23 protein-coding genes are annotated in these 25,226 nt (G+C 59.5%); 12 read left to right on the forward strand and 11 right to left on the reverse strand.

Going from position 1 to position 25,226, the window contains the following annotated elements:
* Positions 1-5,376, forward strand: coding sequence for an SDR family NAD(P)-dependent oxidoreductase (locus AACY31_RS21855; protein ID WP_339483069.1), 5,376 nt, complete (start codon positions 1-3; stop codon positions 5,374-5,376).
* A 10-nt stretch (positions 5,377-5,386) separates the two neighbouring features.
* Positions 5,387-6,418 (forward strand): glycine betaine ABC transporter substrate-binding protein, encoded by a 1,032-nt coding sequence (locus AACY31_RS21860; protein WP_339483066.1) that lies wholly within the window; start codon positions 5,387-5,389, stop codon positions 6,416-6,418.
* A 123-nt stretch (positions 6,419-6,541) separates the two neighbouring features.
* Here AACY31_RS21860 and AACY31_RS21865 read toward each other — a convergent pair whose 3' ends face one another.
* From AACY31_RS21865 to AACY31_RS21880, 4 genes are all read right to left on the reverse strand, one after another.
* A complete protein-coding gene (locus tag AACY31_RS21865; protein WP_339505067.1) occupies positions 6,542-6,853 on the reverse strand; it encodes an isochorismate lyase in 312 nt (103 codons plus the stop codon).
* Between the two features lie 60 nt (positions 6,854-6,913).
* Entirely contained in the window at positions 6,914-7,432 is a 519-nt protein-coding gene (locus AACY31_RS21870) for an isochorismatase family protein (RefSeq protein WP_339505069.1), read from the reverse strand.
* Positions 7,433-7,854: 422 nt separating this feature from the next.
* A complete protein-coding gene (locus AACY31_RS21875) occupies positions 7,855-8,136 on the reverse strand; it encodes a hypothetical protein (RefSeq protein ID WP_014338612.1) in 282 nt (93 codons plus the stop codon).
* Between the two features lie 554 nt (positions 8,137-8,690).
* Complete coding sequence (locus AACY31_RS21880) at positions 8,691-9,617, reverse strand: LysR substrate-binding domain-containing protein (RefSeq protein ID WP_339483060.1); 927 nt, start codon at positions 9,615-9,617, stop codon at positions 8,691-8,693.
* A 106-nt stretch (positions 9,618-9,723) separates the two neighbouring features.
* On the opposite strand from AACY31_RS21880, the gene AACY31_RS21885 reads away from it, so the two are divergent.
* Complete coding sequence (locus AACY31_RS21885; protein ID WP_339505070.1) at positions 9,724-10,332, forward strand: LysE family translocator; 609 nt, start codon at positions 9,724-9,726, stop codon at positions 10,330-10,332.
* A 10-nt stretch (positions 10,333-10,342) separates the two neighbouring features.
* Here AACY31_RS21885 and AACY31_RS21890 read toward each other — a convergent pair whose 3' ends face one another.
* The 4 genes from AACY31_RS21890 to xylA all read right to left on the reverse strand — a co-directional run bounded on the left by AACY31_RS21890 (position 10,343) and on the right by xylA (position 15,701).
* Entirely contained in the window at positions 10,343-11,479 is a 1,137-nt protein-coding gene (locus tag AACY31_RS21890) for a sugar ABC transporter permease (RefSeq protein WP_339483058.1), read from the reverse strand.
* Positions 11,480-13,036 carry a D-xylose ABC transporter ATP-binding protein gene (xylG, locus tag AACY31_RS21895; protein WP_339483057.1) on the reverse strand — a complete coding sequence of 519 codons (1,557 nt, stop codon included), beginning with the start codon at positions 13,034-13,036 and terminating at the stop codon, positions 11,480-11,482. It abuts the gene before it with no gap.
* Between the two features lie 201 nt (positions 13,037-13,237).
* Positions 13,238-14,239, reverse strand: a complete 1,002-nt coding sequence (xylF, locus tag AACY31_RS21900) for a D-xylose ABC transporter substrate-binding protein (RefSeq protein ID WP_339505072.1) — start codon at positions 14,237-14,239, stop codon at positions 13,238-13,240.
* Positions 14,240-14,384: 145 nt separating this feature from the next.
* On the reverse strand, positions 14,385-15,701 hold the full coding sequence (gene xylA / locus AACY31_RS21905) for a xylose isomerase (RefSeq protein ID WP_339483055.1): 1,317 nt from the start codon (positions 15,699-15,701) through the stop codon (positions 14,385-14,387).
* A gap of 154 nt (positions 15,702-15,855) precedes the next feature.
* Here xylA and AACY31_RS21910 point away from each other — a divergent pair, with 154 nt between their 5' ends.
* From AACY31_RS21910 to AACY31_RS21920, 3 genes are all read left to right on the forward strand, one after another.
* Positions 15,856-17,043 carry a XylR family transcriptional regulator gene (locus AACY31_RS21910; RefSeq protein WP_339483054.1) on the forward strand — a complete coding sequence of 396 codons (1,188 nt, stop codon included), beginning with the start codon at positions 15,856-15,858 and terminating at the stop codon, positions 17,041-17,043.
* A gap of 267 nt (positions 17,044-17,310) precedes the next feature.
* Entirely contained in the window at positions 17,311-18,438 is a 1,128-nt protein-coding gene (locus AACY31_RS21915) for a saccharopine dehydrogenase (protein WP_339493208.1), read from the forward strand.
* A gap of 3 nt (positions 18,439-18,441) precedes the next feature.
* Entirely contained in the window at positions 18,442-18,936 is a 495-nt protein-coding gene (locus AACY31_RS21920) for a DUF2269 family protein (protein ID WP_018601637.1), read from the forward strand.
* Here AACY31_RS21920 and AACY31_RS21925 read toward each other — a convergent pair.
* Complete coding sequence (locus AACY31_RS21925) at positions 18,933-19,418, reverse strand: thiol-disulfide oxidoreductase DCC family protein (RefSeq protein WP_339483051.1); 486 nt, start codon at positions 19,416-19,418, stop codon at positions 18,933-18,935. The two genes, AACY31_RS21920 and AACY31_RS21925, sit on opposite strands and share 4 nt — an antisense overlap.
* Positions 19,419-19,530: 112 nt before the next feature.
* On the opposite strand from AACY31_RS21925, the gene AACY31_RS21930 reads away from it, so the two are divergent.
* Both AACY31_RS21930 and AACY31_RS21935 read left to right on the forward strand, forming a co-directional pair.
* Entirely contained in the window at positions 19,531-19,686 is a 156-nt protein-coding gene (locus tag AACY31_RS21930) for a hypothetical protein (RefSeq protein WP_339483050.1), read from the forward strand.
* Between the two features lie 125 nt (positions 19,687-19,811).
* Complete coding sequence (locus tag AACY31_RS21935) at positions 19,812-20,285, forward strand: hypothetical protein (RefSeq protein WP_339505073.1); 474 nt, start codon at positions 19,812-19,814, stop codon at positions 20,283-20,285.
* 131 nt (positions 20,286-20,416) lie between these two features.
* On the opposite strand, the gene AACY31_RS21940 is transcribed toward AACY31_RS21935, so the two are convergent.
* Positions 20,417-20,653, reverse strand: coding sequence for a hypothetical protein (locus AACY31_RS21940; protein WP_339483204.1), 237 nt, complete (start codon positions 20,651-20,653; stop codon positions 20,417-20,419).
* A gap of 151 nt (positions 20,654-20,804) precedes the next feature.
* Between AACY31_RS21940 and AACY31_RS21945 the strand changes: the two genes are divergently transcribed.
* Positions 20,805-21,146 carry a hypothetical protein gene (locus AACY31_RS21945; protein ID WP_339483202.1) on the forward strand — a complete coding sequence of 114 codons (342 nt, stop codon included), beginning with the start codon at positions 20,805-20,807 and terminating at the stop codon, positions 21,144-21,146.
* 105 nt (positions 21,147-21,251) lie between these two features.
* Here AACY31_RS21945 and AACY31_RS21950 read toward each other — a convergent pair whose 3' ends face one another.
* Positions 21,252-22,154 carry a LysR family transcriptional regulator gene (locus tag AACY31_RS21950; RefSeq protein WP_339505074.1) on the reverse strand — a complete coding sequence of 301 codons (903 nt, stop codon included), beginning with the start codon at positions 22,152-22,154 and terminating at the stop codon, positions 21,252-21,254.
* A gap of 93 nt (positions 22,155-22,247) precedes the next feature.
* On the opposite strand from AACY31_RS21950, the gene AACY31_RS21955 reads away from it, so the two are divergent.
* From AACY31_RS21955 to AACY31_RS21965, 3 genes are all read left to right on the forward strand, one after another.
* Complete coding sequence (locus tag AACY31_RS21955; RefSeq protein ID WP_339483198.1) at positions 22,248-23,255, forward strand: aldo/keto reductase; 1,008 nt, start codon at positions 22,248-22,250, stop codon at positions 23,253-23,255.
* A gap of 112 nt (positions 23,256-23,367) precedes the next feature.
* Positions 23,368-24,162 carry a DeoR/GlpR family DNA-binding transcription regulator gene (locus tag AACY31_RS21960; RefSeq protein ID WP_339492992.1) on the forward strand — a complete coding sequence of 265 codons (795 nt, stop codon included), beginning with the start codon at positions 23,368-23,370 and terminating at the stop codon, positions 24,160-24,162.
* Positions 24,163-24,293: 131 nt separating this feature from the next.
* On the forward strand, positions 24,294-25,220 hold the full coding sequence (locus AACY31_RS21965) for a Gfo/Idh/MocA family protein (RefSeq protein ID WP_339492991.1): 927 nt from the start codon (positions 24,294-24,296) through the stop codon (positions 25,218-25,220).
* Positions 25,221-25,226: the final 6 nt, after the last annotated feature.

Consider the following 25,226-nt stretch of genomic DNA (forward strand, 5'->3'; position numbering starts at 1 on the left):
ATGAGCGAGATCAGATATCACGGAAATGAGATTGCCGTTATTTCCATGGCTTGCCGATTCCCGGGCGCCGACTCCATCGAGCAATTCTGGGAAAACTTAACATCGGGTCACGAGTCCATTGAGGCTGTTTCTCTGGGCTCTTTGCTGGAAGCTGGTGTTCCGGCTGAACGGGCTAATCGGGAAGACTACGTTGCCATGACGGCCCGTCTGAATAATGTCGATCGGTTCGACGCTGGTTTTTTCGAAATGACAGCACGCGAGGCAGCGATTACCGACCCCCAGCATCGACTGTTACTTGAGTGTGCCTGGGAGGCGTTGGACGCCGCGGGATTGAGTAAGGACCGTGAGGCATTGAACATTGGCGTGTTCGCTGGCGCAGGTCACAACGGTTACCTTCACACCAATGTTATGGGGGAGAAGGACGCCTGCGAAACCGGCTTTTTGGACAGCAGTGCCGGTTTCATGAGTTTGTTGGGTAACGATAAGGATTATCTGTCGACGCGGATTGCTTATAAGTTGGGGTTGCGTGGTCCCGGTCTAAACATCCAGACGGCGTGCTCGACTTCGTTGGTCTCGATTCATATGGCGTGCCAAAGCCTGCTCCTGGGCGAGTGTGATGTTGCATTGGCCGGGGGCGTGACCGTTCTGGTGCCCCATGCCTTGGGTTATGTCTACCAAGAGGGGATGATCCAATCGCCAGATGGGCACTGTCGGGCGTTCGATTCCGCCGCCCGGGGCACGGTTTTTGGAAGTGGCGCCGCACTGGTCACTCTCAAGAGGCTTAGCGATGCACTGGAAGCGGGCGATCCCATTCAGGCTGTCATTAAGGGATCGGCCATCAATAACGACGGTTCCAACAAAGTCAGCTTCGCCGCCCCCAGCTCCCGAGGACAAGCCCAAGTCATTGAACGGGCACTTGAGAATGCGCAGGTGAGCGCCGCGACTCTCGACTTTGTAGAGGCCCATGGTACAGGCACCCCATTAGGCGATCCGATTGAGTTCAAAGCGCTGATGGATGTGTTTACACAGCACGGCGCCAAGGCAAACACCTGTGCATTGGGTTCGGTGAAAACCAACATCGGCCATCTCATCGCAGCCGCTGGCGTGGCGGGTTTTATCAAGACGGTGTTGGCTCTCAAGCACCGGACAATTCCCGCCACGCTGCACTTCAAGAGCGCCAATAAAGACATCCATCTGGACGGCAGTCCGTTCTTTATCAGCACCAAAACCCTTCCATGGCCGACCACCGATTCACCCCGCCGCGCAGGCGTCAGCTCCTTTGGGGTGGGCGGTACGAATGCCCATGTTGTTCTTGAGCAGGCCCCCCTGACGTCGGCGCCTTCGCTGAACGAGTCCGGCGGCCCCTACCTGCTGGCTCTTTGCGCCAAGGATCGTGGCGCCCTGGCAGACCTCATCGACCAGTACCGCGAATTGCTCGAACGCCCGACTGTGTCGTCGCTGCGTGATATCTGTTACAGCGCCCGTGCCGGACGGGCAGAATTCCCTTTTCGATACACCGTGTCGGCTCGAGGGTCAGAAACCCTTCTGACAAAACTCCAACAAGAAGACAACGATATTCACTGGGTCGACCCTGCCAAGGAGACCGGGCTGGTGTTCGTGTTCACGGGGCAAGGTGCCCAGTTTCCAGGCATGGGCAAAGATCTCTACCCGCATAACGAGGTGTTTCGAGCTGCGATTGATCGTTGCGATGCGATTGCGCAAACCTGCATGGGAATATCCCTGCGCACGATCCTTTTTCCTGCACCAGGCGATGAAGCTGGGCTTATAGATCAGACACGCTATGCGCAACCTGCCTTGTTTGCGTTGGAGTATTCCCTTGCTCAGGTTTGGCTGAGCTTTGGCGTTGTCCCCGATATTGTGCTTGGGCACAGTCTCGGTGAGTTTTCGGCAGCTTGTGTGGCGGGTGTGTTCAGTCTTGAAGACGGTATGGCCCTGGTCGCCGAACGTGGGCGCCTCATGCAGTCGCTCCCCCTGGATGGCGGAATGTCAGCCGTCTCGTTGAACCACGACGAGGTGAGCAAGTTGCTGGCTCAGCATGCCATTGATCTGAGCATCGCCGCCGTCAACGCCCCGGGCAACGTGGTGGTTTCCGGCGCCCTGAGCGAGTTGAGCAGGCTCTACCCGGTGCTCGATATGCTGGGGACCAAGTACACGCGCCTGAATGTCTCCCATGCGTTTCATTCCGAACTGATGGAACCGATACTCAAGCCCTTTGCTGGCGTTCTGGGGCGCATCAGAATGTCGGCACCCCGCTATCCACTGATCAGCAACGTCAGCGGGGAGATAACCCAAGAGCGCCTGATGACGTCGGAGCATTGGCTTGACCATATTCGCCAGCCGGTACGTTTCATGGACTGCATCCGGGGCGCATTCAAAAAAGGTGGCCGCACTTTTCTGGAGATCGGGCCAAAGGCGGTGTTGTCGACGATTGGCGCGGCATGCCTGCAACCTGATGACGCCGACCAGACCAGGTGGATAACGAGCCTGAACAGCAAGGTCGCTGATCGCGAACAAATGCTCGAAAGCGCGGGGCACTTGTTCGAGGCCGGGATTGAACTTGACTGGGAGGTCCTTTTAGAGGGCTCGACGGCGACACGCATAGACACGCCAAGCTATCCATTTCAGCGGGTTCCCCATTGGAAAGGCCCCGGCGTTTCGGCAAAGCCTCAGTGGATGACGGCTGTGGACTGGGTGCAGCAACCCATCAAAGCGCAAGTAACCCATGACGATCAGAACGTCACCGGGGTCTGGCTGTTCATTGGAGGGACGAGCGAACTCGTCCAGGGTATCCAGAACGGCCTGTCAATTGGTGATGAACAGTTGGTTCGCGTTATATTCGCGGCCGATTGCCGTCGGATCAGCGCCAATATCTGGCACATCAGGTCCGACTCCCCCTCCGATATCCACGAGGTGTTCCGAACGCTGCTCATATCAGCGCGGAACCCGCTCAGAGGCGTTATCCACCTCGGAGGGACCGAGCAACGTTCTGCAGACAACCCTCCTTTAGGTAGCGAAGACTTTGGTGCCCTGAATGCCGGTCTCTACAGCGTGTTGGCTACGTTGCAAGCGCTGGCGGCCAGCTCCAGATCAGAGGCCGCCAGGCTCTGGATCGTGACGCGCGCAGCGGTAAACGTGCGTTCCGCTGCTTCGTCGATCAACGTTTCGCAAGCCACACTTTGGGGACTGTCCAAAGTGATCGCCCAGGAAGAACCGGCTGTTTGGGGCGGTTTCATAGACTTGCCACCGAGCATCGAGGAGGTCGGTGCCGATCTGTTTCTAGCCTCGCAATTGATTCTTGCAAATGGGCAGGAAGATCAATTCGCTATCCGTCATTCCAGCGTGCATGTGCCTCGACTCATAGACGTGTCGCCAGCTAAATCGAGGCCTGTGGCGCTAAGTCCGGATGCGACCTATTTGGTCGTTGGTGGGTTGGGTGGGCTAGGGCGCGAGGTCCTTGCATGGTTAGTGGAAAAGGGGGCCCGTCATTTGGCGGTGGTCGGACGCAAATCGCTGGAAGCGACTGGCTCGACCGTGTTGGAAACGTTTAGACGTCAGGGGGTGGATATCGACTACCTCATTATGGATATCGCATCCCGTGAGGCTGTTGAGCCGCTGATGTCGTACATAGGTGCTCTGCAATGGCCGTTACGGGGTGTGCTGCAGTTGGCGGGGACTGTTGAAGATGCGGTCCTCTCGAAATTGAGCACAACCTCTCTCAGGCATGTCTTGTCGCCGAAGCTGCAGGGCACCCAGGTGCTGGACCATGTCACCCGCGCCCAGTCGCTGGACTTTTTCGTAGGTTTCTCGTCAATTAGTGCGTCGTTGGGGTTCAAGGGGCAGGCGAACTATGTTGCGGCCAACAGTGCGATGGACGCCATCATGGAAAACCGCGTCAGTTCGGGGTTACCTGGTTTAAGCATCGCGTGGGGACCTTGGTCATCCGAAGGCATGGCCAGCCGGGTCGATAAGGTGTTCAAGAAGCGTTTGTCGACGTTAGGCATCAATTACATGACTGCGAAAGTCGGCCTGCAGAAGTTGTGGGACAACCTGGGGGCACAAGGTGTCGTCGGTATCGCACCGATCGACTGGGCGCCCTATAAGGCGCATTTACAATCCAGCGACTGGCCGTACCTATCGCTTATTGAAGCGCAACACTCAGCGGGCAAAACAATCGTGGAACGCGACACCGTCCCCTTTCTCGAGGCTGTGTTGTTGCTCGATGGCGAACAACGGCAGGCCTTCATCCGGAGCAAGTTGATGTCCGTTGCGGCCCGGGTTGCAGGCAATCTCGATGCCGACGCAAGTCCAGTGGACAAGTCGCTCACAATGATGGGTTTTGATTCGTTGATGACCGTTGAATTTCGCAACAGTCTAAAAAAACTCGGTATTAACTTTCCCCTGGACAGGCTTATCGTCGGTGCCACCCTCAGCGACATCAACGACTTCGTACTTGAGCAGCTTGAGGCGGTCCGTCAAGGCGACCCAACCGAGCGAGCAGGCAGTAGCCCTCCTGAGCGGCAGGAAGTGCAGACGCCAGACTGCGTGGTTATTCCGATGCCTAGACCAGAAGCAACGCTTCGCTTGTTTTGCTTTCCCTATGCAGGCGGCGGGCCCGCGGTATTCAAGGATTGGGCGGGTCGGTTGCCCAATCATATCGAGCTTTGCTTACTGCAACTGCCCGGTCGTAATGCACGGCTGAGGGAAAAATCGTACACCCGCATGGAAGAGCTGGTGACAAAACTGACACCTGATCTGATCCCCTACCTAGACCGGCCGTTCGCATTCTTTGGTTTGTGCTTGGGCGGCGTACAGGCATTCGAGGTGGCTCAACGCCTGGTCCATGTACATAACCTGCATCCGACACATTTGATTTTCGCAGGGAGTCGGGCACCGCACTTTTACAACGAGCATCAATTCGCTTCCGATGTACTGCAGTTCAATTACGAGTCGGATCGTGAGCCCGCGGTGAGCGATGACGGCGAGCTCATTGCAATGCTCAAGGAAATGAATTTTGCCAACAATCAAGCACTGTTCGATGACGCTGAAATGCGTGACTTGATGCTTCCCATCATCAAGGCTGACTATGAAATAAATAACACCTATCTGTATGAGGCCAGCCCCCGTCTTGAGGTCCCCATTACCTCGATTGGAGGGCGTATCGACCCTTACGCCACGGGGGTGCACATCACCGGCTGGCGTGAGCATACGACTCATGCGTTCAAGTCGGTGTTCTGTGCGGGGGACCATTACTTCGTGGAAGGGCAGCGCGACCTGATAGCCAGTATCGTGGTGGAAACCCTCGCCAGTTCCCCCCATTCAACAATCAGCCGCTCAGCAGAAACCGTCCATCAATAGGAGAGTTCAAATGCCTTCATTTTTCGTACGTACTGCACTGTGCTTCGTGCTGAGCCTGACCGCTCACTTGGCTTTCGCGTCATCTGACGCTCGCTCGATCCGGTTCTACGACGGCGGCTGGGAGAACATCCAGATCGACAATCATATCGCCATGTACATCCTCAAGCATGGATACGGTATGAACGTAGAGTCGGTAAGCCTTGATATTGCGCAAATGCAAAAAGCGATGGAAACGGGCGACATCGATATCAATATGGAGATGTTTACGTCACTGATGCCTCAGTGGGTCGAGGATCAGAGGGCAAAAAAAGCCATCCTCGATTTCGGTCCCACTTATGAGCGTCTCACGCAAGCATTCTACGTGCCCACCTACATGATCAAGGGCGATGCCAAGCGCGGAATCAAACCCATGACCCCTGATCTGAAACGTGTCGAAGACCTTCCCAAGTATGCTGAGGTATTCAAGCGCGCATCGGGGTCAGGCAAGGCCACTTGGTTAAACTGCATCAGTAGCTGGGCGTGTCGGGAAATCAACCTGATTAAAATGGCCACTTACGGGGTGGATCGCTCTTTTACGCCAGTGGAACTCAAGTCTGAGTCAGCGCTCAACGCCGCGATTATTTCAGCTTACGATAAGGGCCAGCCCTTCATGACCTATTACTGGGACCCTAGCCCTCTGATGGGTGAACTGGCCCTTACACGCCTTGAGGAACCCGCCTACAGCGAAGCCTGCTGGGAGGCCGTCAAGGATAGCCTTGCCCGGTTCAAGGAGGGCGTCGGGAGTCGACAAGCGTGCGCATACGCAGATATCGCCCTCAACAAATATACGTCCGCTAAATTCGCCAAAGAGCATCAGGCTGTCATCCCTTTCTTGAAGTCGATGTTCGTTGGAACCGACACCATTCGGACGCTGGCAACACGAATGGTCTCCAACAAAGAAACCCCTGAGCAAACGGCGCGTTATTACTTGCGTAACCATACTGCCGATTGGAAGGGGTGGGTGCCTGAGGAGGTGTTCAAGAAAGTTTCCGAGACGCTGTAAGCACCGAGGTACGGCCGAGCGCTGTGTCCACGCGGTAAGGCTATAAAGCAGTGCATGCGGTGTGTTTGGCGAAGCGGGGTAGCTGGTTTGAAGCTGCTTCGCAACGCCACGGGGAAGTGACGATCAGGTGTCGGATTGCTGGGCCGTCCAGTGTTTCATTTCTTCGGCAATGAAGTAATGCACCAGGTCGCTGTACATCTTTTCGATGGCATCGGCGCTCAAGCCTTCGGCCTCGGCCCATGCGCGTCGTGTCGCCAGCATGGCCTTGAAACGCGCCGGCGCCTGCACCGAAGCTGCGGATGTCTTGAACTTCGAGGCCGCGAGCACGTATTGAAAACGCTTGCCCAGCAGCGTGATGACCGCCTGGTCGAGGGCATCGATTTCGCGTCGAATGTCCTCCATGTTTTCGCATTGCGAGGGTTGCAACGGGTCCATGCTGTGAGCTCCGCTTGTTGAGCAAGACCGGCTCACCGTGAGCCGATCTTCTGATGGAGTTTAGAAGCACCAATCCTCAGCGCGAACGACACGACAGAAGGCGCCTGCCAGGGTTGCGTTGTGATGGGCGACGATCATTTCTGCCTTCAATTCAGGCGTGTCGGAACAGGTATGACCGTCGGCGATCAGGACCGCGTCGAACCCCAGGTCCCGGGCGGCTCGGCAGGTGCTGTCGACACAATACTGGGTTTTCATACCGGTGATGACCAGGCCTTCAGCATCGCAAGCCTTTAACCGCTCCGCCAGGCCCGTCTGGATGAAGGCGTTGGGGCGGCTTTTTTCGAAGATGACTTCATCACCCTCCAACTGCAGTTCCCGCACCAGTTGCGTCAGCGGGCTTGCAGGTTCGATGGGCGAGCCAGGCGGGCCGACGTGGCGAACCAGGAAAATCGGTGCCCCAGCCGCCCGGGCCTTGAGCAGCAAGCCATTCAACGTCTCCAGCAGCGCTTCGCCGGCCCAGGGTCTATCCGGGCCGTGAAACAACCCAACTTGCATATCGAGAATCAACAGCGCGTGCATGGTGCTTTCCTTGCGTGTGGGCCAGCGACGCAAGGGCAAAAGAAAAGGCCCTTACCATCGCTGGCGGGCCTTTGAGATACGTGTGTTATTGGCTCACGACACCTCACGACCCGCCTTGGCGGTCGTGGTTGTGGTGGTCGAGGCGATCTGTGGCAGGTTCATGGTGCTGACAGTAGCTTCCGGTCATCAGGTTTGGCAAGTGGGTATGTCAGCTTGCTTGCGAAAGCGGTCGATCGTTCCCGCGCTGCTGCGTGGGTACGATCGGGTCGTGGGGGCTGTGAAGATCGTTCCTCACGCTCCGCGTGGGAATGCCGCCAGGGACGCTCCGCGTTCCGCTTCTGGAGGGTGACGCAGAGCGTCACGGGATGCATTCCCACGCAGAGCGTGGGAACGATCAATTGTGCCGTCGCCGTCTCAACGGTTTAGCCTTCGAGCCCGCGCTGTTCGATCACGCCGAACACATCCGCCACATCCTGCACCAGGATCCGGGCGACGTTGGTGATGGTGTTGATGTCGCTCGATGCCGAATCACGCAGGCTGCTGCACGCCACCAAAGTCAGGTAATCGAGCGTGGCGTGCAGGCGTTCGCTGGCGCAAGCATGGAGTTCGGGGAGTGGGGCTTGGGTGTCGATCAGCAGGACGGGATGGGTGGTGGCGGTTTGGGTCAGGGGGGTGAAGCGTTGATCCAAAGGATTCTGGCGCATAGTTACTAATTTCCTCATATCAAGAAAGATAGCTACTGCAATTCGCTGCGAAACGAACGGGTGGTAGCTGCATGTGGGTTCGCAGACCGAGGATACGAGGAACTCGGCAGACCCGAAGATCTCCCACACACAGCCACCATAAGTGACGTTGAACGCCAAACGCGCCCATTGTTACTTTTATGATGCCTGGTTGCCAGCGTATCTATCGGGCTGCGAAACCCAGTCACCGGCCAAAGCCAGCGACGACCCAACTATAGAAGTCGATCCCAGCCCCCACAACCGACCTGTAGGACGCACGCTCCCCCTGTGGCGAGGGAGCTTGCTCCCGCTCGGCTGCGCAGCAGTCGCAAAACCGGTACCTGCGCAGTACCTGGCGAAATAAGGTGTCTGGTTTGGGGCCGCTTCGCAGCCCAGCGGGGATAAATCCCCTCGCCACAGAGGTAAATTCCTACGAGATTTTCGGACCGCCGTTGGCCGCGCTCCAAAGCGCATAAGGCATCTCCCGGCTAACGCAATTCCCCTGTGGGAGCGAGCTTGCTCGCGATGGCATTCGATCAGTCAACATTGATGTCGGCTGACAGGGCGCTATCGTGAGTAAGCTCGCTCCCACAATGGGTTAGCAACCAATCAACAAAAACCTGCGTATCAGCCACCGCATCCCTGGACACCCCGTAGTAATAGCGGGCTAACGGCAGGCGCAATGACGGCAGTGGACAGGTCAGCCGCTCGTTGGACAAATCCCTACCCAGCAGCGAAGCCGGACACAGCGCCACGCCCAGCCCATCGACGGCGGCCTGCAGTACGAGGTGCATGTGATCGAATTGCAGGGTCGGCAGGTTGTTCAATGGCTCGATCCCTGCGTGTTCCGCCCAGTCTTGCCAATCGCTGCTGCGCGTCCTGCCCGATAACAAGGTGTGCCGGGCCAGGTCGGGCATGCTTTCCAATGGCACGCTGTGCAACAACGACGGTGCGGCGACCAGCAGCAGGTCGTCTTCCAGCAGCACCGTGGGCTGTACATGGGGCGACCAGCCGGCGTGCCCGCGGCGGATGACCACGTCGAACGTTTCCCGTGATGGATCGGGAGGCCGGGTGCTGGTGACGACGTCGGGCTTGATGTCCGGGTGGCGCGCCATGAAGTCCGGCAGTCGCGGGATCAGCCAACGCACCGCGAAGGAGGGGCGCACGTTGATGGTCACTTTGCGCTGGGCAGCACTGCGTGTCAGTGCGGTGGCGGCGTTGGCGATCTGGGTCAGGGCCTCGCTGACCTGCTCGTAGAAAACCCGACCGGCCGGGGTGAGCAAGGACTGGCGGGTTCGACGTTCGAACAGCAGTACGCCCAAGCGCTCTTCGAGCAACTTTACGTGGCGGCTGACGGCGCTGTGGCTGACGTGCAGTTCTTCGGCGGCGCGGCTGAAACTCTGGTGGCGAGCGGCAGCGGCGAAGGCGCGTACGGCGTTCAACGGGGGGAGGTTGGCGATCATGTGTCTAATTTAGTCACATGTGTGGCGCAATTAAAGCGTTTGTCAGCGTCCCGGTGCCACGCCACCCTGAAGGCCACAGCAATTCGCCTTCAATGTGGAGTGATGCATGGCCGGTTACGGACTTTTTCTGATCCTGGCGACCCTGACGGTGCTCAGCCCGGGCCCCGGTGTGGTGCTGACGCTTTCCAATGCCTTGCGCCATGGCTGGCGCGGTGCGCTGCCGGGCATCTTCGGGATCGCCTCAGGCGCGTTTATCGTGGCGGGTATCTGCGCTAGCAGCTTGGGGTTGATCCTGGCCGCCTCGGCGACGGCCTTCACGCTGTTGAAATACATCGGGGCGCTGTACTTGTTGTACCTGGGCATCAAGATGTGGCGCACCCAACGCTTCGTGCCTGAACTCACGGTCACGTCCACGCGCCCGTGGCGGCGATTCGGCGAGGCGCTGTCGATCCAGTTGCTCAACCCCAAGGCCGGGTTTTTCTTCCTGGCCGTGTTCCCTCAATTCATCAAGCCGGAGGGCGATTACTACAGCCAATTCTTCTTACTGGTGTCGTCCTATAGCGTGCTTGTCGTACTGGTGCATTCTGGTTATGCGCTGATGGCCAATGGCGCCAGGGGCTGGCTCTCTTCAAGCCAGGGCGCCAGGGTTGTCGGCAAACTGTCGGGCATCACCTTCCTGGGTTTCGGCGTGCTGATGGCGTCTGCCAGCAAGTGACGAGTACAGCTCAACGCCGCCCCGTGCGCGTACTCACATCCACCCACACCGCCAGCACCAGAATGCTGCCTTTGACGATCATCTGCCAATAACTGTCGACGTCGAGCATGGACATGCCGTTGTCCAGGCTGCTGATGACCAATGCGCCGAGCAGGGCACCATAGACCGTGCCGGAGCCGCCGCGCATGGAGGTGCCGCCGATGAAGCAGGCGGCGATGGCGTCGAGTTCGCCCATGTTGCCAGCCGAGGGTGAACCGGCGGCCAGGCGTGCGGTGTTGACCACACCGGCGAGGGCGCACATCACGCCCATGATGCCGAAGATCCACAATTTCACGGCCTGCACGTTGATGCCGGACAGACGCGTGGCTTCCATGTTGCTGCCCACCGAATAGACACGTCGACCGAACACGGTCTGGCTGGTGACGTAGCTGAATACGCCCAGCAGGATCAGCAGGAGCAACACCGGCACCGGGATGCCGTCGTAACTGTTGAGGGTATAGACGAACCCGGCCAGCACCGCGCCGATCACCACCACGCGCAACACGTCACGCACCAGGGAGTGGGCCGCCAGGCCATGGAGGGCACGGTTGCGCCGTTGCTTCCAGGTCAGGAACAGGGTCAGGGCGAACAGCAGGATGCCCAGCCCGGTCCCAACCGTGTGCGGCAAGTAACCCTGGCCCACGTAGACCAGTTCTGGTGAGACCGGGGCAATGGTGGTACCGCCAGTCACCCCCAGCAGGACGCCGCGAAAAGCAAGCATGCCACCCAGGCCAACAATGAACGACGGGATGCGCAGGTAGGCGGTCATGTAGCCGTTGCCCAAGCCGATCACTAAACCGCACAAGGCCACCAAGCTCAGGTTCGCCAGCAGCGGGATGTGATAGACCACATCGAGAATCGCCGCCAGGCCACCCAATAGCCCAAGCAACGAACCCACCGACAAATCGATTTCGCCGCTGATGATCACCAGCACCATGCCGCAGGCTAGGATCCCGGTGATGGACATCTGCCGTAGCAGGTTGGAGAGGTTGCGCGGGGTCAAGAACCCGCCGTCGGTCTGCCAACTGAAAAACAGCCAGATCAGCGCCACGGCGATCGCCAGCGCGAGCATTTTGTAGCGGGAAAACAGCTGTTTGACCTGATTCATCTACGCGGACTTCCGATCATTATTGTTATGGCCATCAGGATGGCTGAGCGCGGCGGCGAGCACCTGTTCCTGGGTCAGTTCGTGGTTGATGAAGTCGCCGCGCAACTGGCCTTCGCCGATCACCAGGACGCGGTCGCAAACCCCCAATACTTCGGCCAGTTCCGAGGACACCATGATGATCGACACACCTTCGGCCGCCAGCGCACCCATCAACGTGTAGATCTCATACTTGGCGCCGACGTCCACACCGCGGGTGGGTTCATCGAGAATCAGCACGCGGGGTTTTGTCAGGAGCATTTTCGCCAGCACGGCTTTTTGCTGGTTGCCACCGGAGAGGCTGGTGATCGGCAGGAACGGGCTCGCGGTCTTGAGGTGCATGCGTGCGATTTCCTTGTCGATGCTGCCCAGCTCGGCTTCGGCGTCGATTCGCGTCAGTTTTGCGTAGTTGTCGAGCACCGCCAGGGTGATGTTCTGGCCCACGCCCAGGTCTGGAATGATGCCTTGGCGCTTGCGGTCTTCGGGGACCATGCACAGGCCGGCGCGGATCGACTTGAGCGGCGTGCGCGTGTCGATGTGTTGGCCGCCCAGCCAGACTTCAGCTTCGTAGCGGCCGGGGTAGGCGCCGAACAGCGCCGAGACCAGTTCCGTGCGACCGGCGCCGACCAGTCCGGCGATGCCAAGAATTTCCCCGCGCTTGAGAGCGAATGAAATGTCGTCGACCCGTTTGCGCTTGGGGTTGTCGACGTCGTAGCAGGTGACATGACGCGCCTCGAAAATCACCTCGCCGATGTCATGGGGTTCGGTGGGGTAGAGGCTGCTCATTTCCCGTCCGACCATTTGGGTAATGATCTTCGGGATGTCCATGTCCGCCATGGCGGTCGTGGCGATGTGTTTGCCATCGCGGATCACCGAGATGGTGTCGCACACGGCGGCCACTTCATCGAGCTTGTGGGAGATGTAGACGCAGGCGACGCCCTTGGCCTTGAGGTCGCGGATGATGTCCAGCAGCACCTCGATTTCCGAGCGGGTCAGGGCCGAGGAGGGCTCATCGAGGATCAACAGCCGCGCCTGCTTGTTCAGCGCCTTGGCGATTTCCACCAGTTGCTGGTAGCCACCGCCGTACTGCGAAACCGGCAGCGAGACGTTCATGCCCGGCACTTTGAGTTCACGCATCAGGGCTTCGGCACGGTGGATCATCGCCGGGTAGTTCATGCGCCCGCCGGGCAGCGTGAGTTCGTGGCCCATGAAGATGTTTTCAGCCACCGACAGGTCGGGGACCAGGGTCAGTTCCTGGTGAATGATGACGATCCCGGCGGCTTCGGTTTCGCTGATGGACTGTGCCTTGAGCGGCTGGCCGTCCCAAAGAATTTCACCCCCCCAGGTGCCGTAGGGGTAGACCGCCGACAGCACCTTCATCAGCGTGGATTTGCCGGCGCCGTTTTCACCGCACAGGCCGACACACTCACCCGGCCTGACCTTGATGTCGATGCCGTTCAGGGCTTTGACACCGCCAAAGGTTTTGACGATGCCGTTCATTTTCAACAGGTAATCGGACATGGCAAGGACTCATGAAAAAGGGCTCATACATCAGCGGGTGGGGTTACTGTCGCCGCCGATGCCGGTCGGTCAAGCAGAGCCCCTGTGGGAGCGAGCCTGCTCGCGATGGCGGCAGCACATCCAACATTGATGCAAGCTGAACCACCGATATCGCGAGCAGGCTCGCTCCCACAGGTCCCACCACTTGATTGCCTGGTCAGATCACTGCCCGGCGATCTGCGCCTTGGTATAGAACCCGTCCTTTTCCAGCAGGTCGATGTTGTCCTTGGTCAACGGCGTAGGGGTGAGCAGGATGGTGTCGACTTTCTTGCTGCCATTGTCGTATTGCGAGCTGAAGGTCGGTTTCTCGTTACGCGCCAGTTGCACCGAGAGCTTGGCGGCTTCGGAGGCGATCAGCTTCAGCGGTTTGTAGACGGTCATGGTCTGGGTGCCATCGAGCACGCGCTTGACCGCCGCGAGGTCGGCGTCCTGGCCCGAGATCGGCACCTTGCCGGCCATTTTCTGGGCGGCCAGGGCCTGGATAGCACCGCCGGCGGTGGCGTCGTTGGAGGCGACGATGCCATCGATTTTGTTGTCGTTGCGGGTCAGGGCGTTTTCCACGATGCTCAAGGCTTCGGTGGGGTTCCACTCCTTCACCCACTGCTGGCCGACGATCTTGATGTCACCCTTGTCGATGGCCGGTTGCAGCACTTTCATCTGGCCTTCGCGCAGGACCTTGGCATTGTTGTCCGTAGGGGCGCCACCGAGCAGGAAGTAGTTGCCCTTGGGGGCGGCCTTCAGCACGCCGCTGGCCTGCATCTCGCCGACCTTTTCGTTGTCGAAGGAAATGTAGGCGTCGATATCGGCGTTGAGGATCAGTCGGTCGTAGGACACGACCTTGATCCCGGCCTTCTTGGCTTCGGCGACGGCGTTGGTCAGGACGGTGGCGTTGAATGGCACGATGACGATCACATCGACGCCACGGGAGATCAGATTTTCGATCTGCGAGATCTGCTTTTGCTCATTGGCATCAGCGGACTGGACGAAGACCTTGGCGTCGAGTTTTTCCGCCGCCGCGACGAAGTAATCACGGTCCCGCGACCAGCGTTCCAGACGCAGGTCATCAATGGAAAAGCCGATTTTCGGATGGGCCGCATCGGCCATGACCGGAAGCGAGAGCAGGGCGAGGGCGCCGGCGAGCAGGGTACGTTTGACTGTTTTCATGTGGTGCGTCCTTTTATTGTTGTTTGAAAGACACGGCCTGACGATGAGCGTGATACCGGTAGAACTGTAGAGCGTCGCAGGGCGCCGTGGGCACAGATTTGTCGCGCGAATGTAACCGCCCCTGTGCCCTGTCCATTGCCCGCGCTCAGGGGTAGATGAACCGATTGACCACGTTCTCGAGCATCTCCTGTCGACCGCTGACGGCTTGGGGATTCAGGTCATTGGTGAAGGCATGCTCGGCCAGTGATTCAAGGCTGAATTCACCGGCCAGCACCGCTTTGCCGAATGGTTGTTGCCAGCCGGCGTAGCGCTGGTTCTTGAACTGTTGCAACTGATCGTTCTGCACCATGGCTGCCGCGCGCTCCAGGGCGAGGGCGAGGACGTCCATGGCGGCGACGTGGCCGTGGAACAGGTCGACATCATCGACGCTCTGGCGCCGGACCTTGGAATCGAAGTTGAACCCGCCATTGCTGAAGCCCCCGGCCTTGAGGATTTCATAGGTGGCCAGGGTCATTTCCTCGACGCTGTTGGGGAACTGGTCGGTGTCCCAGCCGTTCTGCGGGTCGCCACGGTTGGCGTCGATGCTGCCGAAGATGCCCAGGGAGACGGCCGTGGCGATCTCGTGATGGAAGCTGTGACCGGCCAGGGTCGCGTGGTTGGCTTCGATGTTGACCTTGATCTCGTTTTCCAGGCCGAACTGTTGCAGGAAGCCGAACACGGTGGCGCTGTCGTAATCGTACTGGTGCTTGGTCGGCTCCTGGGGCTTGGGCTCGATCAGCAGGTCGCCCTTGAAGCCGATCTTGTGCTTGTGCTCGACCACCATGCGCATGAAGCGGCCCAGCTGTTCGCGCTCGCGTTTCAGGTCGGTGTTGAGCAGGGTTTCGTAACCTTCACGGCCGCCCCACAGCACGTAGTTGGAGCCTTTGAGGCGCTGGGTGGCGTTCATGGCGCTGGACACTTGGGCGGCGGCGCAGGCGAACACTTGAGGGTCCGGGTTGCTGGCGGCGCCGGCGGCAAAACGCGGGTTGCTGAAGCAGTTGGCGGTGCCCCACAACAGCTTGATCCCGGTCTCTTCCTGATGACGCTCCAGGTGGTCGACCATCTGGGTGAAGTGGTCGCGGTACGCTTTGAGCGAATTGCCCTCGGGGGCGACATCGGTGTCGTGGAAGCAGTAGTAGTCGATGCCCAGCTTGGAGAAAAACTCGAAGGCCGCTTCGGCCTTGCCGATGGCCACTTCCATGGGATCTGCGGCGTGCTGCCAAGGGCGCTTGAACGTACCGGCACCGAACACATCCGACCCCGGCCAGACGAAGGTATGCCAGTAGCAGACCGCCATGCGCAGGTGCTCGCGCATGGGCTTGCCGAGCACCAGTTTGTTGGCGTCGTAGTGACGGAAGGCAAGCGGCGAGTCGCTGGCGGGGCCCTCGTAGCGAATCTTGTCGACACCGGGGAAGTACGGCATGGGCGATTTCCTTTTTATTCTTGGCGGTGCCCCGATACTAACGCCGGCCCAGTGGCTGCTGATTATGAAAATCACCAATGAGCAGTTCGATTTTGCGTATTGAGGTTCGCCGCTTGCGCGCCTAGTCTGTGCGCATCGGCCCAGGGTAAAACCAATGAAAACCGTCCCGCCTGTTCACCGCATTGCGTTGTTGTTCAATGGCAGCAAAATCTACGACCGCGGCATCATCAGCGGCATCGGCAACTACCTGAGCAGCACGCGCGCCTCCTGGGACTTGTTCCTTGAGGAGGATTTTCTTTGCCGCTTGAAAGGCATCGAGCGCTGGCAGGGCGACGGGATCATCGCCGACTTCGACGACCCACTGATCGGCGAGGCGCTGGCCGGGATCAAGCTGCCGGTGGTGGCGGTGGGCGGCTCTTATCAGGATGAACGTGCTTACCCGAAGGGCATTCCCTATGTTGCCACCGACAATGACGCGTTGATGACATTGGCCTACGAGCACTTGATCGAGGCCGGGTTGACGCGTTTTGCCTGTTTCAGCCTGCCTGAGGCACAAGCCAATCGCTGGGCCCAGGAACGGGAAAAAGCCTTTCGCCGGCTGGTCCAGCGCGATGGCCTGCATGCCGAGGTCTATCGCGGCATGGGCACCAGTGCACCGCTGTGGGACAGCGCCGTCGAACAGCAGATCGCCTGGCTGCAAAGCCTGCCCAAACCCATCGGCATCATCGCCGTCAGCGACGCCCGCGCCCGGCAGCTGCTGCAAGCCTGCCTGACCGCCGGGATTGCTGTGCCTGAGCAGGTGGCGTTGATCGGCATCGACAACGACCCTCTGACCCGCAGCTTGACACGAGTGCCGCTGAGCTCGGTGATTCAGGGCACCGAAACCATGGGCCGCACCGCCGCGCGCCTGCTCCATCAAATGCTGCACGGCATGCCGTCCACCGGCACACAGATTCTGATACCGCCGGACGCGATCAATGTGCAGGTGTCGAGCCTGCATCAACCGTTGGGCAACCCCTATGTCATGCAGGCACTGCTCTTCATCCGCCAATACGCCTGCCAGGGCATCAAGACCGCCCAGGTGGCGGCCTATGTGGGAGTGTCGCGTTCATCGCTCGAAGCGCATTTTCGCAAGGAGCGCGGTTGCAGCGTCCACGACGAAATCCTGCGCTTCAAACTGGCCGCCGCCGCCAACGGATTGGAAAACACCCACTCGCCGATTGCCGACATCGCCCAGAATTGCGGCTTCAAATCGGCGCAATACCTGCACACCGTGTTTCGCCGCGAGTTCGGCTGCACCCCTCGGGAGTATCAGCAGGGAGCAAATGCGGCCACTCACTGACCTCTGCCGAACCGCTCTTGATGAGCTGACACACCACCCAGTAGCTCTTGTGGCGAGGGAGCTTGCTCCCGCTGGGGCGCGAAGCGGCCCTGAAACCTGGCATACCGGTGCGTCAGGTTGATTGAGTGGATGCCATAGGGGCTGCTGCGCGGCCCAACGGGGATAAATCCCCTCGCCACACAGGAGTGACCCACCACAAGGGGTACACCTGCGCGTCTTCGTTGTGGCAAGGTTGCGGGCTTCATCGAATATTTAGGGACGGATGGAATGACGCTCAGGGTGATGGTGGTCGGTGGGTATGGAAATTTCGGCAGTATCGTTTCCAGACACCTGGTGGTGATGCCAGGTGTAGAACTGGTGATTTCGGGGCGCGATGCCCAAAAACTGCAGCGCAAAGTCGATGAGTTGAACGCTCAATCGGGCTCGGTGTGTGGAAGTTGGTGCGGCGACGCCATGGACGCGGGCTTCAAATCTGTCCTGGGCTTGATGAACATCCAATGGGTCATCCATACCGGTGGCCCATTCCAAGGGCAAACCTATGCCGTTGCCGAGAGCTGCATCGACGCGGGCGTGAACTACTGCGACCTGTCCGATTCCAGGGCCTTCGTCACCGGTATTAGCGCACTCGACGCCCGGGCAAAACAGGTAGGCGTGGCGGTCCTCAGTGGTTGCAGCTCAGTGCCGACGCTTTCGGCAGCCCTCATCGATCAGCAGCGGGATCGCTTTAAACGCATCGGCACGATCGAACATGGTATTTCCTCTTCGGCCAAGATGCCGGGGTTGTCCACCGTCGAAGGCGTTCTGGCCTATGCAGGCAAGCCGATCAAGCAACTCCGGAATGGCCGGGTACATGAGGTCCTGGGATGGCAGGACCTGACGCTTCGTAGAATGCGTTATATGGGGACCCGGGTACTGGCCAATGTCGACGTGCCGGACATGGATATCTTCGCCAGCCGCTATGGTGCCCAGACCCTGAGCTTCAAGGCCGGCTCAGGCCTGAAGCTCGGCGGCATTGCCAACTACCTGCTGGCCCAGGCAATGAGGATGGGGATGGTACGTGACCATGCCCCTTGGGCCGCCAGGCTTCATCGGTGGGGGCTCTGGTTCGAACGATTTGGCGATGGCAAAAGCGCAATGTACATCGACGTCCATGGTATGGGGGCCAATGGCGATCCGTTGTCGATGAACGTGCAGCTCACCGCCATGAACGACAAGGGGCCGGAGATTCCCAGCTGCGCAGCCGTTGCCTTGGCGGCAAAAGTCGCCCAAGGGTATCGGCCCGAACCCGGTGCTCGGGCCTGCGTGGGTGAAATCACCGTCGACGAATACATGGCCGCCATCAACGACCCCGAAAACTTGAACCTGTCCGTTCACTTCTCTGAGGAGCAGGGCTGACAGATGCTCTATCTTTGCCTGAAGTACCTCCACATCATTGCTGCCATTTTCCTTTTCGGCTTCGGCATGGGGTCCTATCTTTACCTGATTGCGGCCAGCCGCACCGCCAACCCTCAGGTCATTGCCCACGTGGCCAGGACGGTCGTCCAGTTCGACACTTGGATTACCACGCCGGCGGGCTTTATTCAGATAGCGACGGGCTATCTGTTAATGAGACTGGCCGGACTTCCCCTGACCACGGAATGGATAATGACGTCGTTGATCATTTTCTTTTGCGTGGGGGCGCTGTGGCTTCCTGTGCTGGTGCTTCAGAAGCGTTTATACGTGATGGCTTCGAGCGCGGTTGGGGACGGGCGGGCGCTCGATGATCGATACTCATCCGTGTATCAGAAGTGGTTCTGGATGGGCGTTTTTGGATTTTTGGGGATGTTTGTCATTGTGCTGATCATGGTGACGAAGATGACGCCACCTCAGTGGATCGAGCTACTGACGGGCTAAGTACCGATCCGTTCCACCGGATTGCTCCCAGGCGTTGGAGCCTTCAAAAAACGCCGCTCATGATCCGGGCTCGGCAAAAGGCACACGTCGTATTTGCCAAACAGCCGATAACGATTCAGGGCAATGTGATCATAGGCCCAGTCCCGAAGCCTGTGGGGGACGTAGCGCAGCAGCTTCACCGGGCGCCAGGCCCAGGGCAGTAGGGCTACGACTTCAAAAATCGCCTCCGAACGCACCCAGTAATGCTGATCGCGAACCACGGCCATGGTGTCGAACTGCTGCAAGGGCAGGCCCGCCCAGGCAAGTAGGGCTTGCCCTTCGGGCGACTGTACGGAGGCCAACCGCACGCGTCGGGCGTGGTCATGGCGGATCAGGAATTTCGCCCAGCCATTGCACAGTTTACAAACGCCGTCGAACAGGACCACTGTCTCGCCTGGCTTGAGCAAGGGCGCGGGTGAAGGGCGGGTCTGGGAAATGGGCATGATTGAGTGTCTATAGGGCGCTTGGTTACCCGGATAATACACCTGCTCCAGCGTCCAAGGGCGTCCCGAAAGGGCGCTCGACCATGATGACTTCAAGGGCATGATCCGATCCATGAGCGATGACATCTACAACCTGTTCACACGCTTCCAGACCCTCGGTCCTGGCATCGGCCCACGGGAGCGGGCGCCGATGCTAGCTCAGGAACTGGCTTGTGTTCGCCACCTTGCTGTTCATGGCGACGTGGATCGTGCACAACGTCTTGCGTGATACGCGCGACCCGACCAAGCGTTATCGGGCGTCGATGCCCGATCAAGGGTTGGTCGAACTCGAACACCATACCTGGTTTCCGGCATCTGCCTGTGGTCCAACTATGACCCGGTTGCAACACCCTCATGCAATGGTCCGACGGCAAAGTGAAGTACGTGCAGGGCAGCGGTGTGTCGCAATGGATCCTGGCCCGGACTGCGGCGGGGCATTGGCTGGTGCTCAAGGAGCAATTTTCGGGCGACTTCAGCTACGGGCGAGTAGGGCAAATGCCCGCACCGGACAAGCTGCTGCAACCCCGCCAGCAACTGGCGATCGCTTTCGCCCCCGGCACGAACCTGCAACTGGGCCGACGTTTCGACGGTGCGCCGATGCCATTGGTGGAAGCGCCGTACTGGCTGTCTGCCGATGAACTCAAGCGCCTGGACGAGGCCGCTCATCACTGGGATTTTCTACCGCCGAATCGCTATGGGGTGGTCAATGACGAGGATGCCGCGTGGGTGCAACGGTTGCTGAACAGGGCGCAAGCGAGCGTTGGGCCTGTAGGAGCTGTCGAGCGAAGCGAGGCCGCGATCTTTCCCAGAGTCTTGAGCCACAAGTGAAAGATCAAGAGATCGTCCGAACGCGGCCCGAGCCTTTGGCAGCTCCTACAGAGCAGCCCAGCGGGAGCAAGCTCCCTCGCCACAATGAATCGAACAACTTCCCGCACGTCGGGCCTGTCATTGGCTGGGCGCTAAAGCCACGTCTCCACCACCCGCCGGTCCAGCTCCTCCCAATCGGCCATGCCCAACACCCGAGTGGTGTTCAGCCCGCGCAAATAGCCGCGCAGTTGATTGGCCGTGGCGCGCCTGAGTTCCGGGTCGGGTTCGGTGCTGCTCAACAGTACGCTTTCGTACTGGATCAGGTAATCAGCCACCCGCTCACGGAAGTCGGGCAATACCGCGTCGCGAATCAGATCAAACGTTCTCATGGCTATACCTCATCAATCTTTCTCGGCTTGCAACTATTGCTAGGAGTAATAGTGACCATTACCAAATGCAAGTTTTGCTTTGCCAGCAATCATTGGAAAATCAGCGCCATCGAACACGCAGCCCACTCTTTTTATTTTCAGGACCTCGCCCATGCGCCCTTTATTTTTGCTTCCCCTGGCGTTTTCCCCGTTGTTGCTGGCCGGGTGTGTCTCGGCGCCGAACGATCCGACGCTGACCTTGCAAACCAGCAAGACGCCGGCCCAATACGCTGAATGCGTCGTGCCGAAATTGCAGGGCAATGCCTTGAACCCGATGGTCTCGCAGACCCAGCGCAGCTACCGCATCGTGGTGCCGAGCAAAGTCTCGGCGGATAACGTGCTGGAAGCCTACAAGGCCGGCAACGGCGGCAAGGTGTTCATCTACGAGCGGCATTTGCTGGCCTCCAACCTCCTGCCATCGAGTTTTGAACGCGCCGCAGAGGAATGCATCTGACCGGCCCGTAAACGTTTTTCACTGTGCTCCTTTGGTTGGCCGCAACCAACCAATTCCCTTGCCCCGCACCGTCCTCGGTCGTGGGGCTTTTTTTGCCTGCCGGTTTCAGATTGATCCATCATCCGTCCGGATGAACTCGATGAGTGCTTTCAGGGCCGGTGGCACATGGCGTCGGCTGGGGTAGTAGAGAAAAAACCGGCTTGGCGGTGCTTTCCATTGCGCAAGCAGTTCCGTGAGCTGCCCATTGCGGATGTCATCGCGCACCAGCTCCTCGTAGACGTAGGCAATCCCGGCGCCATCTTTTGCGGCCTGGATCATCAGCGCATCGTCTTCAAGAATGAGCGGGCCGGTGACGGACAAGCGCATCGGTTGCCCTTGTGCCTGATACTCCCAGGCATAGAGTTTGCCGCTGGGAAAACGTCGGGCGATACAGGCATGGTCGAGCAAGTCGCGTGGGGCCTGGACGACCCCCTTTGCGGCCAGGTAAGCCTGTGAAGCGACAGTCACGAACGATTGAGGAGGGCCGACAGGGACAGCGATCATGTCGCCGGCCAGGCTTTCGCCAAAACGCACGCCAGCGTCAAACCCGCCGTTCACGATGTCGGTCAAGCCATCATCGGTGACCAGGTCCAGTTGAATACGTGGATACCTGGCCACGAATGGCGCGAGCACTTTCGCAAACACCGCCCGCGCCGCCGGACGCGCCACGTTGAGGCGAAGCTTGCCGGCGGGTACTTCCTGCATTGAGGTCAGTTGCGCCAGTGCATCGGCAACCTGCTGCAGGGTCGGGGCCAGCGTTTCCAATAGCTGGTGGCCGGCCTCGGTCGGGGTAACGCTGCGTGTGGTTCGATTGAGCAGCCTGACACCCAGGCGTGCTTCCAGTGCACGCATCGCGTGACTCAATGCAGAAGCCGAAACGCCACGCTCCTCGGCGGCCTTGCGAAAGCTGCGGTGGCGAGCGACGGCCGCGAAGGCATCCAGTTCGGAAAGATCGGGGTGCTGACTCATGAGTACAGTTCAGTAGTTCAAATACGATTACCCATATTATCGTCATGAGATCACTCGCGGATACTGGCCCACATCATCTGTGGAGAACTCGCTATGCAAAAGAATCGTCTTGGATCATCGGATCTTCTGATTTCGCCCATTGGCCTGGGAACCTGGGCCATTGCCGGCACCGGCTGGGAATACAGTTGGGGCGCGCAGGATGACGAGGACAGCCTCGGTGCGCTTGAATATGCCGTCGAACGCGGTGTGAACTGGATCGATACCGCGGCGGTTTATGGCTTGGGCCACGCCGAGCAGCTGGTTGGGCAATTGTTGCGTCGGGTGCCAGCTTCACGGCGTCCGTTGGTGTTCACCAAGGGCAGTCTGGTCTGGGACCCGGTCACCAAAGCGATCTCGCACTCGCTGGCGCCTCAATCGCTGCTCGCCGAGGTCGAGGCAAGCTTGCGCCGGTTGCAAGTCGAAACGATCGATCTTTATCAGATCCACTGGCCGGCCTTTCCTGCCGACGGCAGTAGCGAAGGAATCGAGAGTGCGCTATCGGCGTTGGCCACCGCGCGCGAACAGGGGAAAATTCGCGCTATCGGCGTATCCAATTTCGATGTCGCGCAACTCCAGCGGGCCCAGGCGGTGACCGAGATCGTCTCTCTCCAACCGCCTTATTCAGCCCTGATGCGAGACATCGAAAAGGACGTCCTGCCATTTTGCGAGGAGGTGGGAATGGGGGTCCTGGCTTATTCCACCCTTCAATCGGGACTGCTTAGCGGGAGCATGACGCGCGAGCGCATCGCCCAATTACCCGATGACGATTGGCGCAAGGCCCGAAGCGCGGATTTCCAGGAGCCTCGTTTGAGCGCGAACCTGGCGCTGGTCGAGGTTTTGGCGGGTATCGGTGAACGACACGGGGTGAGCGCGGCGGCAGTCGCCATCGCCTGGGTGCTGCGCAAGCCGGTGGTGACCGGCGCCATCGTCGGAGCCCGCCATCCCGGGCAGGTCGATGGACTGATTGCCGGCGCACAACTGCGCCTCAGCGCCGAGGAAATCGACAAAATTCAACCTTTCCTGCCCTTGGGAATGGGCACGAATGTCCCTGGGGCCGCATGACCTTTATCGTTTGGCCGCCCGCTTGAACGAGCGGGTTTGACGCCTCGCTGCATAAGCGGCACTATTTGCTCGTTTGTGATCATTAGTGCTCGTTTATGAAGGTTACAGCGTCATGACTTCTCCTCACGAAGCGTTCCCCGGCGAACGCCAGCAATTGATCAGCCAGCGTCTCGCCCGATATGGCCGGGTGATCGCGGCAGACCTGGCCTGTGAATTCAATGTGTCCGAGCACTCGATACGGCGTGATCTGGGGGCATTGGCAGCGGCGGGAGTGTGCAAGCGCGTTTATGGCGGTGCGATACTCGTGCCCGCTGCCGAAGGACCGATGGAGGTACGCGTGCGCAAAGACCCGGCGCGCAAGGGCAGTCTCGGTCAAGCGGCCGCCGCACTGTTGCGTGCGGGCCAACATGTGTTCATCGACGCCGGGTCGACCAACCTGGCCGTGGCCTGCGCCATCGATCCGCAACTTCAGTTGACCCTCACCACCAATTCGCCGCTGATTGCGGTTCAGTTGATGAAGCTGCCCCGCGCCGAGGTCATCCTGCTGGGTGGCCGCTTGAATCCAATCGCCGGTGGCGTGATCGGGTTGACGGCTGTCCAGCAATTGCGTCAGTTCAGTTTTGACGTGTGCTTGCTCGGTGCCTGCGCCATCGATCCGGACAATGGCGTCACGGCATTTGGCCTGGATGACGCGGAGTTCAAACGCGCGGTGGTCGCGGCAAGCGGGCAGGTGATCGCGGCGGTGACCAACGAGAAACTCTCCAGCGTCGCCCACTATCAGGTGGTCTCCTGCGAAGAAGTCGCCGCCCTGGTGGTGGAGCACGATGCGCCGCGTGAGCGGCTGGAGCCCTTCTTCGGCCGGGTGACCAACGTCGTGACGGCGGCCAGTGAGTCGCGACAGAGCTGAGGTCTTTGCTGCACGGCTGTTGCCCAATTGCGCAGGACAATCGTCTAGATACTGCACGGCCCCATTGTCCGCCGGGCGATTTGCGTCTAGTTTGCTGCCCGATCACAAGTACAAAAAATCAGGAGTCATCGATGCAACCGATTCGTCTCGGGCTGGTGGGCTACGGCAAGATTGCCCAGGATCAGCACGTTCCAGCCATCCATGCCAACCCCGCGTTCCAATTGGTGGCGGTCGCCACGCAAGGGCAGCCTTGCGCCGGGGTGGAGAACTTCCGGTCCCTGGGCGAGTTGCTCGAAAACGGCCCGCACGTCGATGCGATTGCGTTTTGCACACCGCCCCAAGGTCGATTCGCCCTGGTACAACAGGCACTGGCGGCCGGCAAACACGTCCTGGTGGAAAAGCCGCCGTGCGCCACGCTGGGTGAAGCCATGGCGTTGGTGGAGCAGGTTCGCGAGCAAGGCGTCAGCGGCCTGTTCGCCTGGCATTCGCGTTACGCGCCGGGCATCGAAGCGGCCCGTGACTGGCTGGCGAGTCGCACCTTGCAGAGCGTGCAGATCGACTGGAAGGAAGACGTGCGCAAGTGGCACCCTGGCCAGGCATGGATCTGGCAACCCGGTGGCCTGGGCGTCTTCGATCCGGGTATCAATGCCTTGTCGATTGTGACCCATCTGCTGGCACTGCCGCTGTTCGTGGAATCCGCCGAGTTGCGCGTGCCGGACAATTGCCAGTCGCCGATTGCCGCCAGCATCAAGATGGCCGACGCGTGCCACCTCGATATTCGTGCGGAGTTCGATTTCGACCATGGCCATGACGAGCTCTGGAGTATCGAGATTCGCTGCGCCGAAGGCGTCCTGCGCCTGGACAACGGCGGTGCGCTGTTGAGCATCGACGGCGTGCGCCAGGCCGTCTCCGAGGAGGGCGAGTACGCGGCGGTGTATCGACATTTCCAGCAACTGATCAACGACAAAGCCAGCGACATGGACCTGCAGCCACTGCGGTTGGTCGCAGACAGCTTCTTTGTCGGCAGTCGGACGGCAGTCGAGCCGTTTTACGATTAATCCAGG

The organism is Pseudomonas sp. RL_105y_Pfl2_101 (genome assembly GCF_963970585.1).
Taxonomy (GTDB): Bacteria; Pseudomonadota; Gammaproteobacteria; order Pseudomonadales; family Pseudomonadaceae; genus Aquipseudomonas.

Bases quoted from the DNA above. Each gene is read 5' to 3' on its own strand.
- AACY31_RS21865 (WP_339505067.1), bottom strand. From the start codon at position 6,853: ATGGACCCGTTGCAACCCTCGCAATGCGAAAACATGGAGGACATTCGA.
- AACY31_RS21950 (WP_339505074.1), bottom strand. From the start codon at position 22,154: ATGAGTCAGCACCCCGATCTTTCCGAACTGGATGCCTTCGCGGCCGTC.
- AACY31_RS21870 (WP_339505069.1), bottom strand. From the start codon at position 7,432: ATGCACGCGCTGTTGATTCTCGATATGCAAGTTGGGTTGTTTCACGGC.
- AACY31_RS21940 (WP_339483204.1), bottom strand. From the start codon at position 20,653: ATGAGAACGTTTGATCTGATTCGCGACGCGGTATTGCCCGACTTCCGT.
- xylF (WP_339505072.1), bottom strand. From the start codon at position 14,239: ATGAAAACAGTCAAACGTACCCTGCTCGCCGGCGCCCTCGCCCTGCTC.
- AACY31_RS21860 (WP_339483066.1), top strand. From the start codon at position 5,387: ATGCCTTCATTTTTCGTACGTACTGCACTGTGCTTCGTGCTGAGCCTG.
- AACY31_RS21915 (WP_339493208.1), top strand. From the start codon at position 17,311: ATGACGCTCAGGGTGATGGTGGTCGGTGGGTATGGAAATTTCGGCAGT.
- AACY31_RS21930 (WP_339483050.1), top strand. From the start codon at position 19,531: ATGAGCGATGACATCTACAACCTGTTCACACGCTTCCAGACCCTCGGT.
- AACY31_RS21880 (WP_339483060.1), bottom strand. From the start codon at position 9,617: ATGATCGCCAACCTCCCCCCGTTGAACGCCGTACGCGCCTTCGCCGCT.
- xylG (WP_339483057.1), bottom strand. From the start codon at position 13,036: ATGTCCGATTACCTGTTGAAAATGAACGGCATCGTCAAAACCTTTGGC.
- AACY31_RS21945 (WP_339483202.1), top strand. From the start codon at position 20,805: ATGCGCCCTTTATTTTTGCTTCCCCTGGCGTTTTCCCCGTTGTTGCTG.
- AACY31_RS21960 (WP_339492992.1), top strand. From the start codon at position 23,368: ATGACTTCTCCTCACGAAGCGTTCCCCGGCGAACGCCAGCAATTGATC.
- AACY31_RS21855 (WP_339483069.1), top strand. From the start codon at position 1: ATGAGCGAGATCAGATATCACGGAAATGAGATTGCCGTTATTTCCATG.
- xylA (WP_339483055.1), bottom strand. From the start codon at position 15,701: ATGCCGTACTTCCCCGGTGTCGACAAGATTCGCTACGAGGGCCCCGCC.
- AACY31_RS21935 (WP_339505073.1), top strand. From the start codon at position 19,812: ATGCAATGGTCCGACGGCAAAGTGAAGTACGTGCAGGGCAGCGGTGTG.
- AACY31_RS21885 (WP_339505070.1), top strand. From the start codon at position 9,724: ATGGCCGGTTACGGACTTTTTCTGATCCTGGCGACCCTGACGGTGCTC.
- AACY31_RS21955 (WP_339483198.1), top strand. From the start codon at position 22,248: ATGCAAAAGAATCGTCTTGGATCATCGGATCTTCTGATTTCGCCCATT.
- AACY31_RS21875 (WP_014338612.1), bottom strand. From the start codon at position 8,136: ATGCGCCAGAATCCTTTGGATCAACGCTTCACCCCCCTGACCCAAACC.
- AACY31_RS21965 (WP_339492991.1), top strand. From the start codon at position 24,294: ATGCAACCGATTCGTCTCGGGCTGGTGGGCTACGGCAAGATTGCCCAG.
- AACY31_RS21910 (WP_339483054.1), top strand. From the start codon at position 15,856: ATGAAAACCGTCCCGCCTGTTCACCGCATTGCGTTGTTGTTCAATGGC.
- AACY31_RS21890 (WP_339483058.1), bottom strand. From the start codon at position 11,479: ATGAATCAGGTCAAACAGCTGTTTTCCCGCTACAAAATGCTCGCGCTG.
- AACY31_RS21920 (WP_018601637.1), top strand. From the start codon at position 18,442: ATGCTCTATCTTTGCCTGAAGTACCTCCACATCATTGCTGCCATTTTC.
- AACY31_RS21925 (WP_339483051.1), bottom strand. From the start codon at position 19,418: ATGCCCATTTCCCAGACCCGCCCTTCACCCGCGCCCTTGCTCAAGCCA.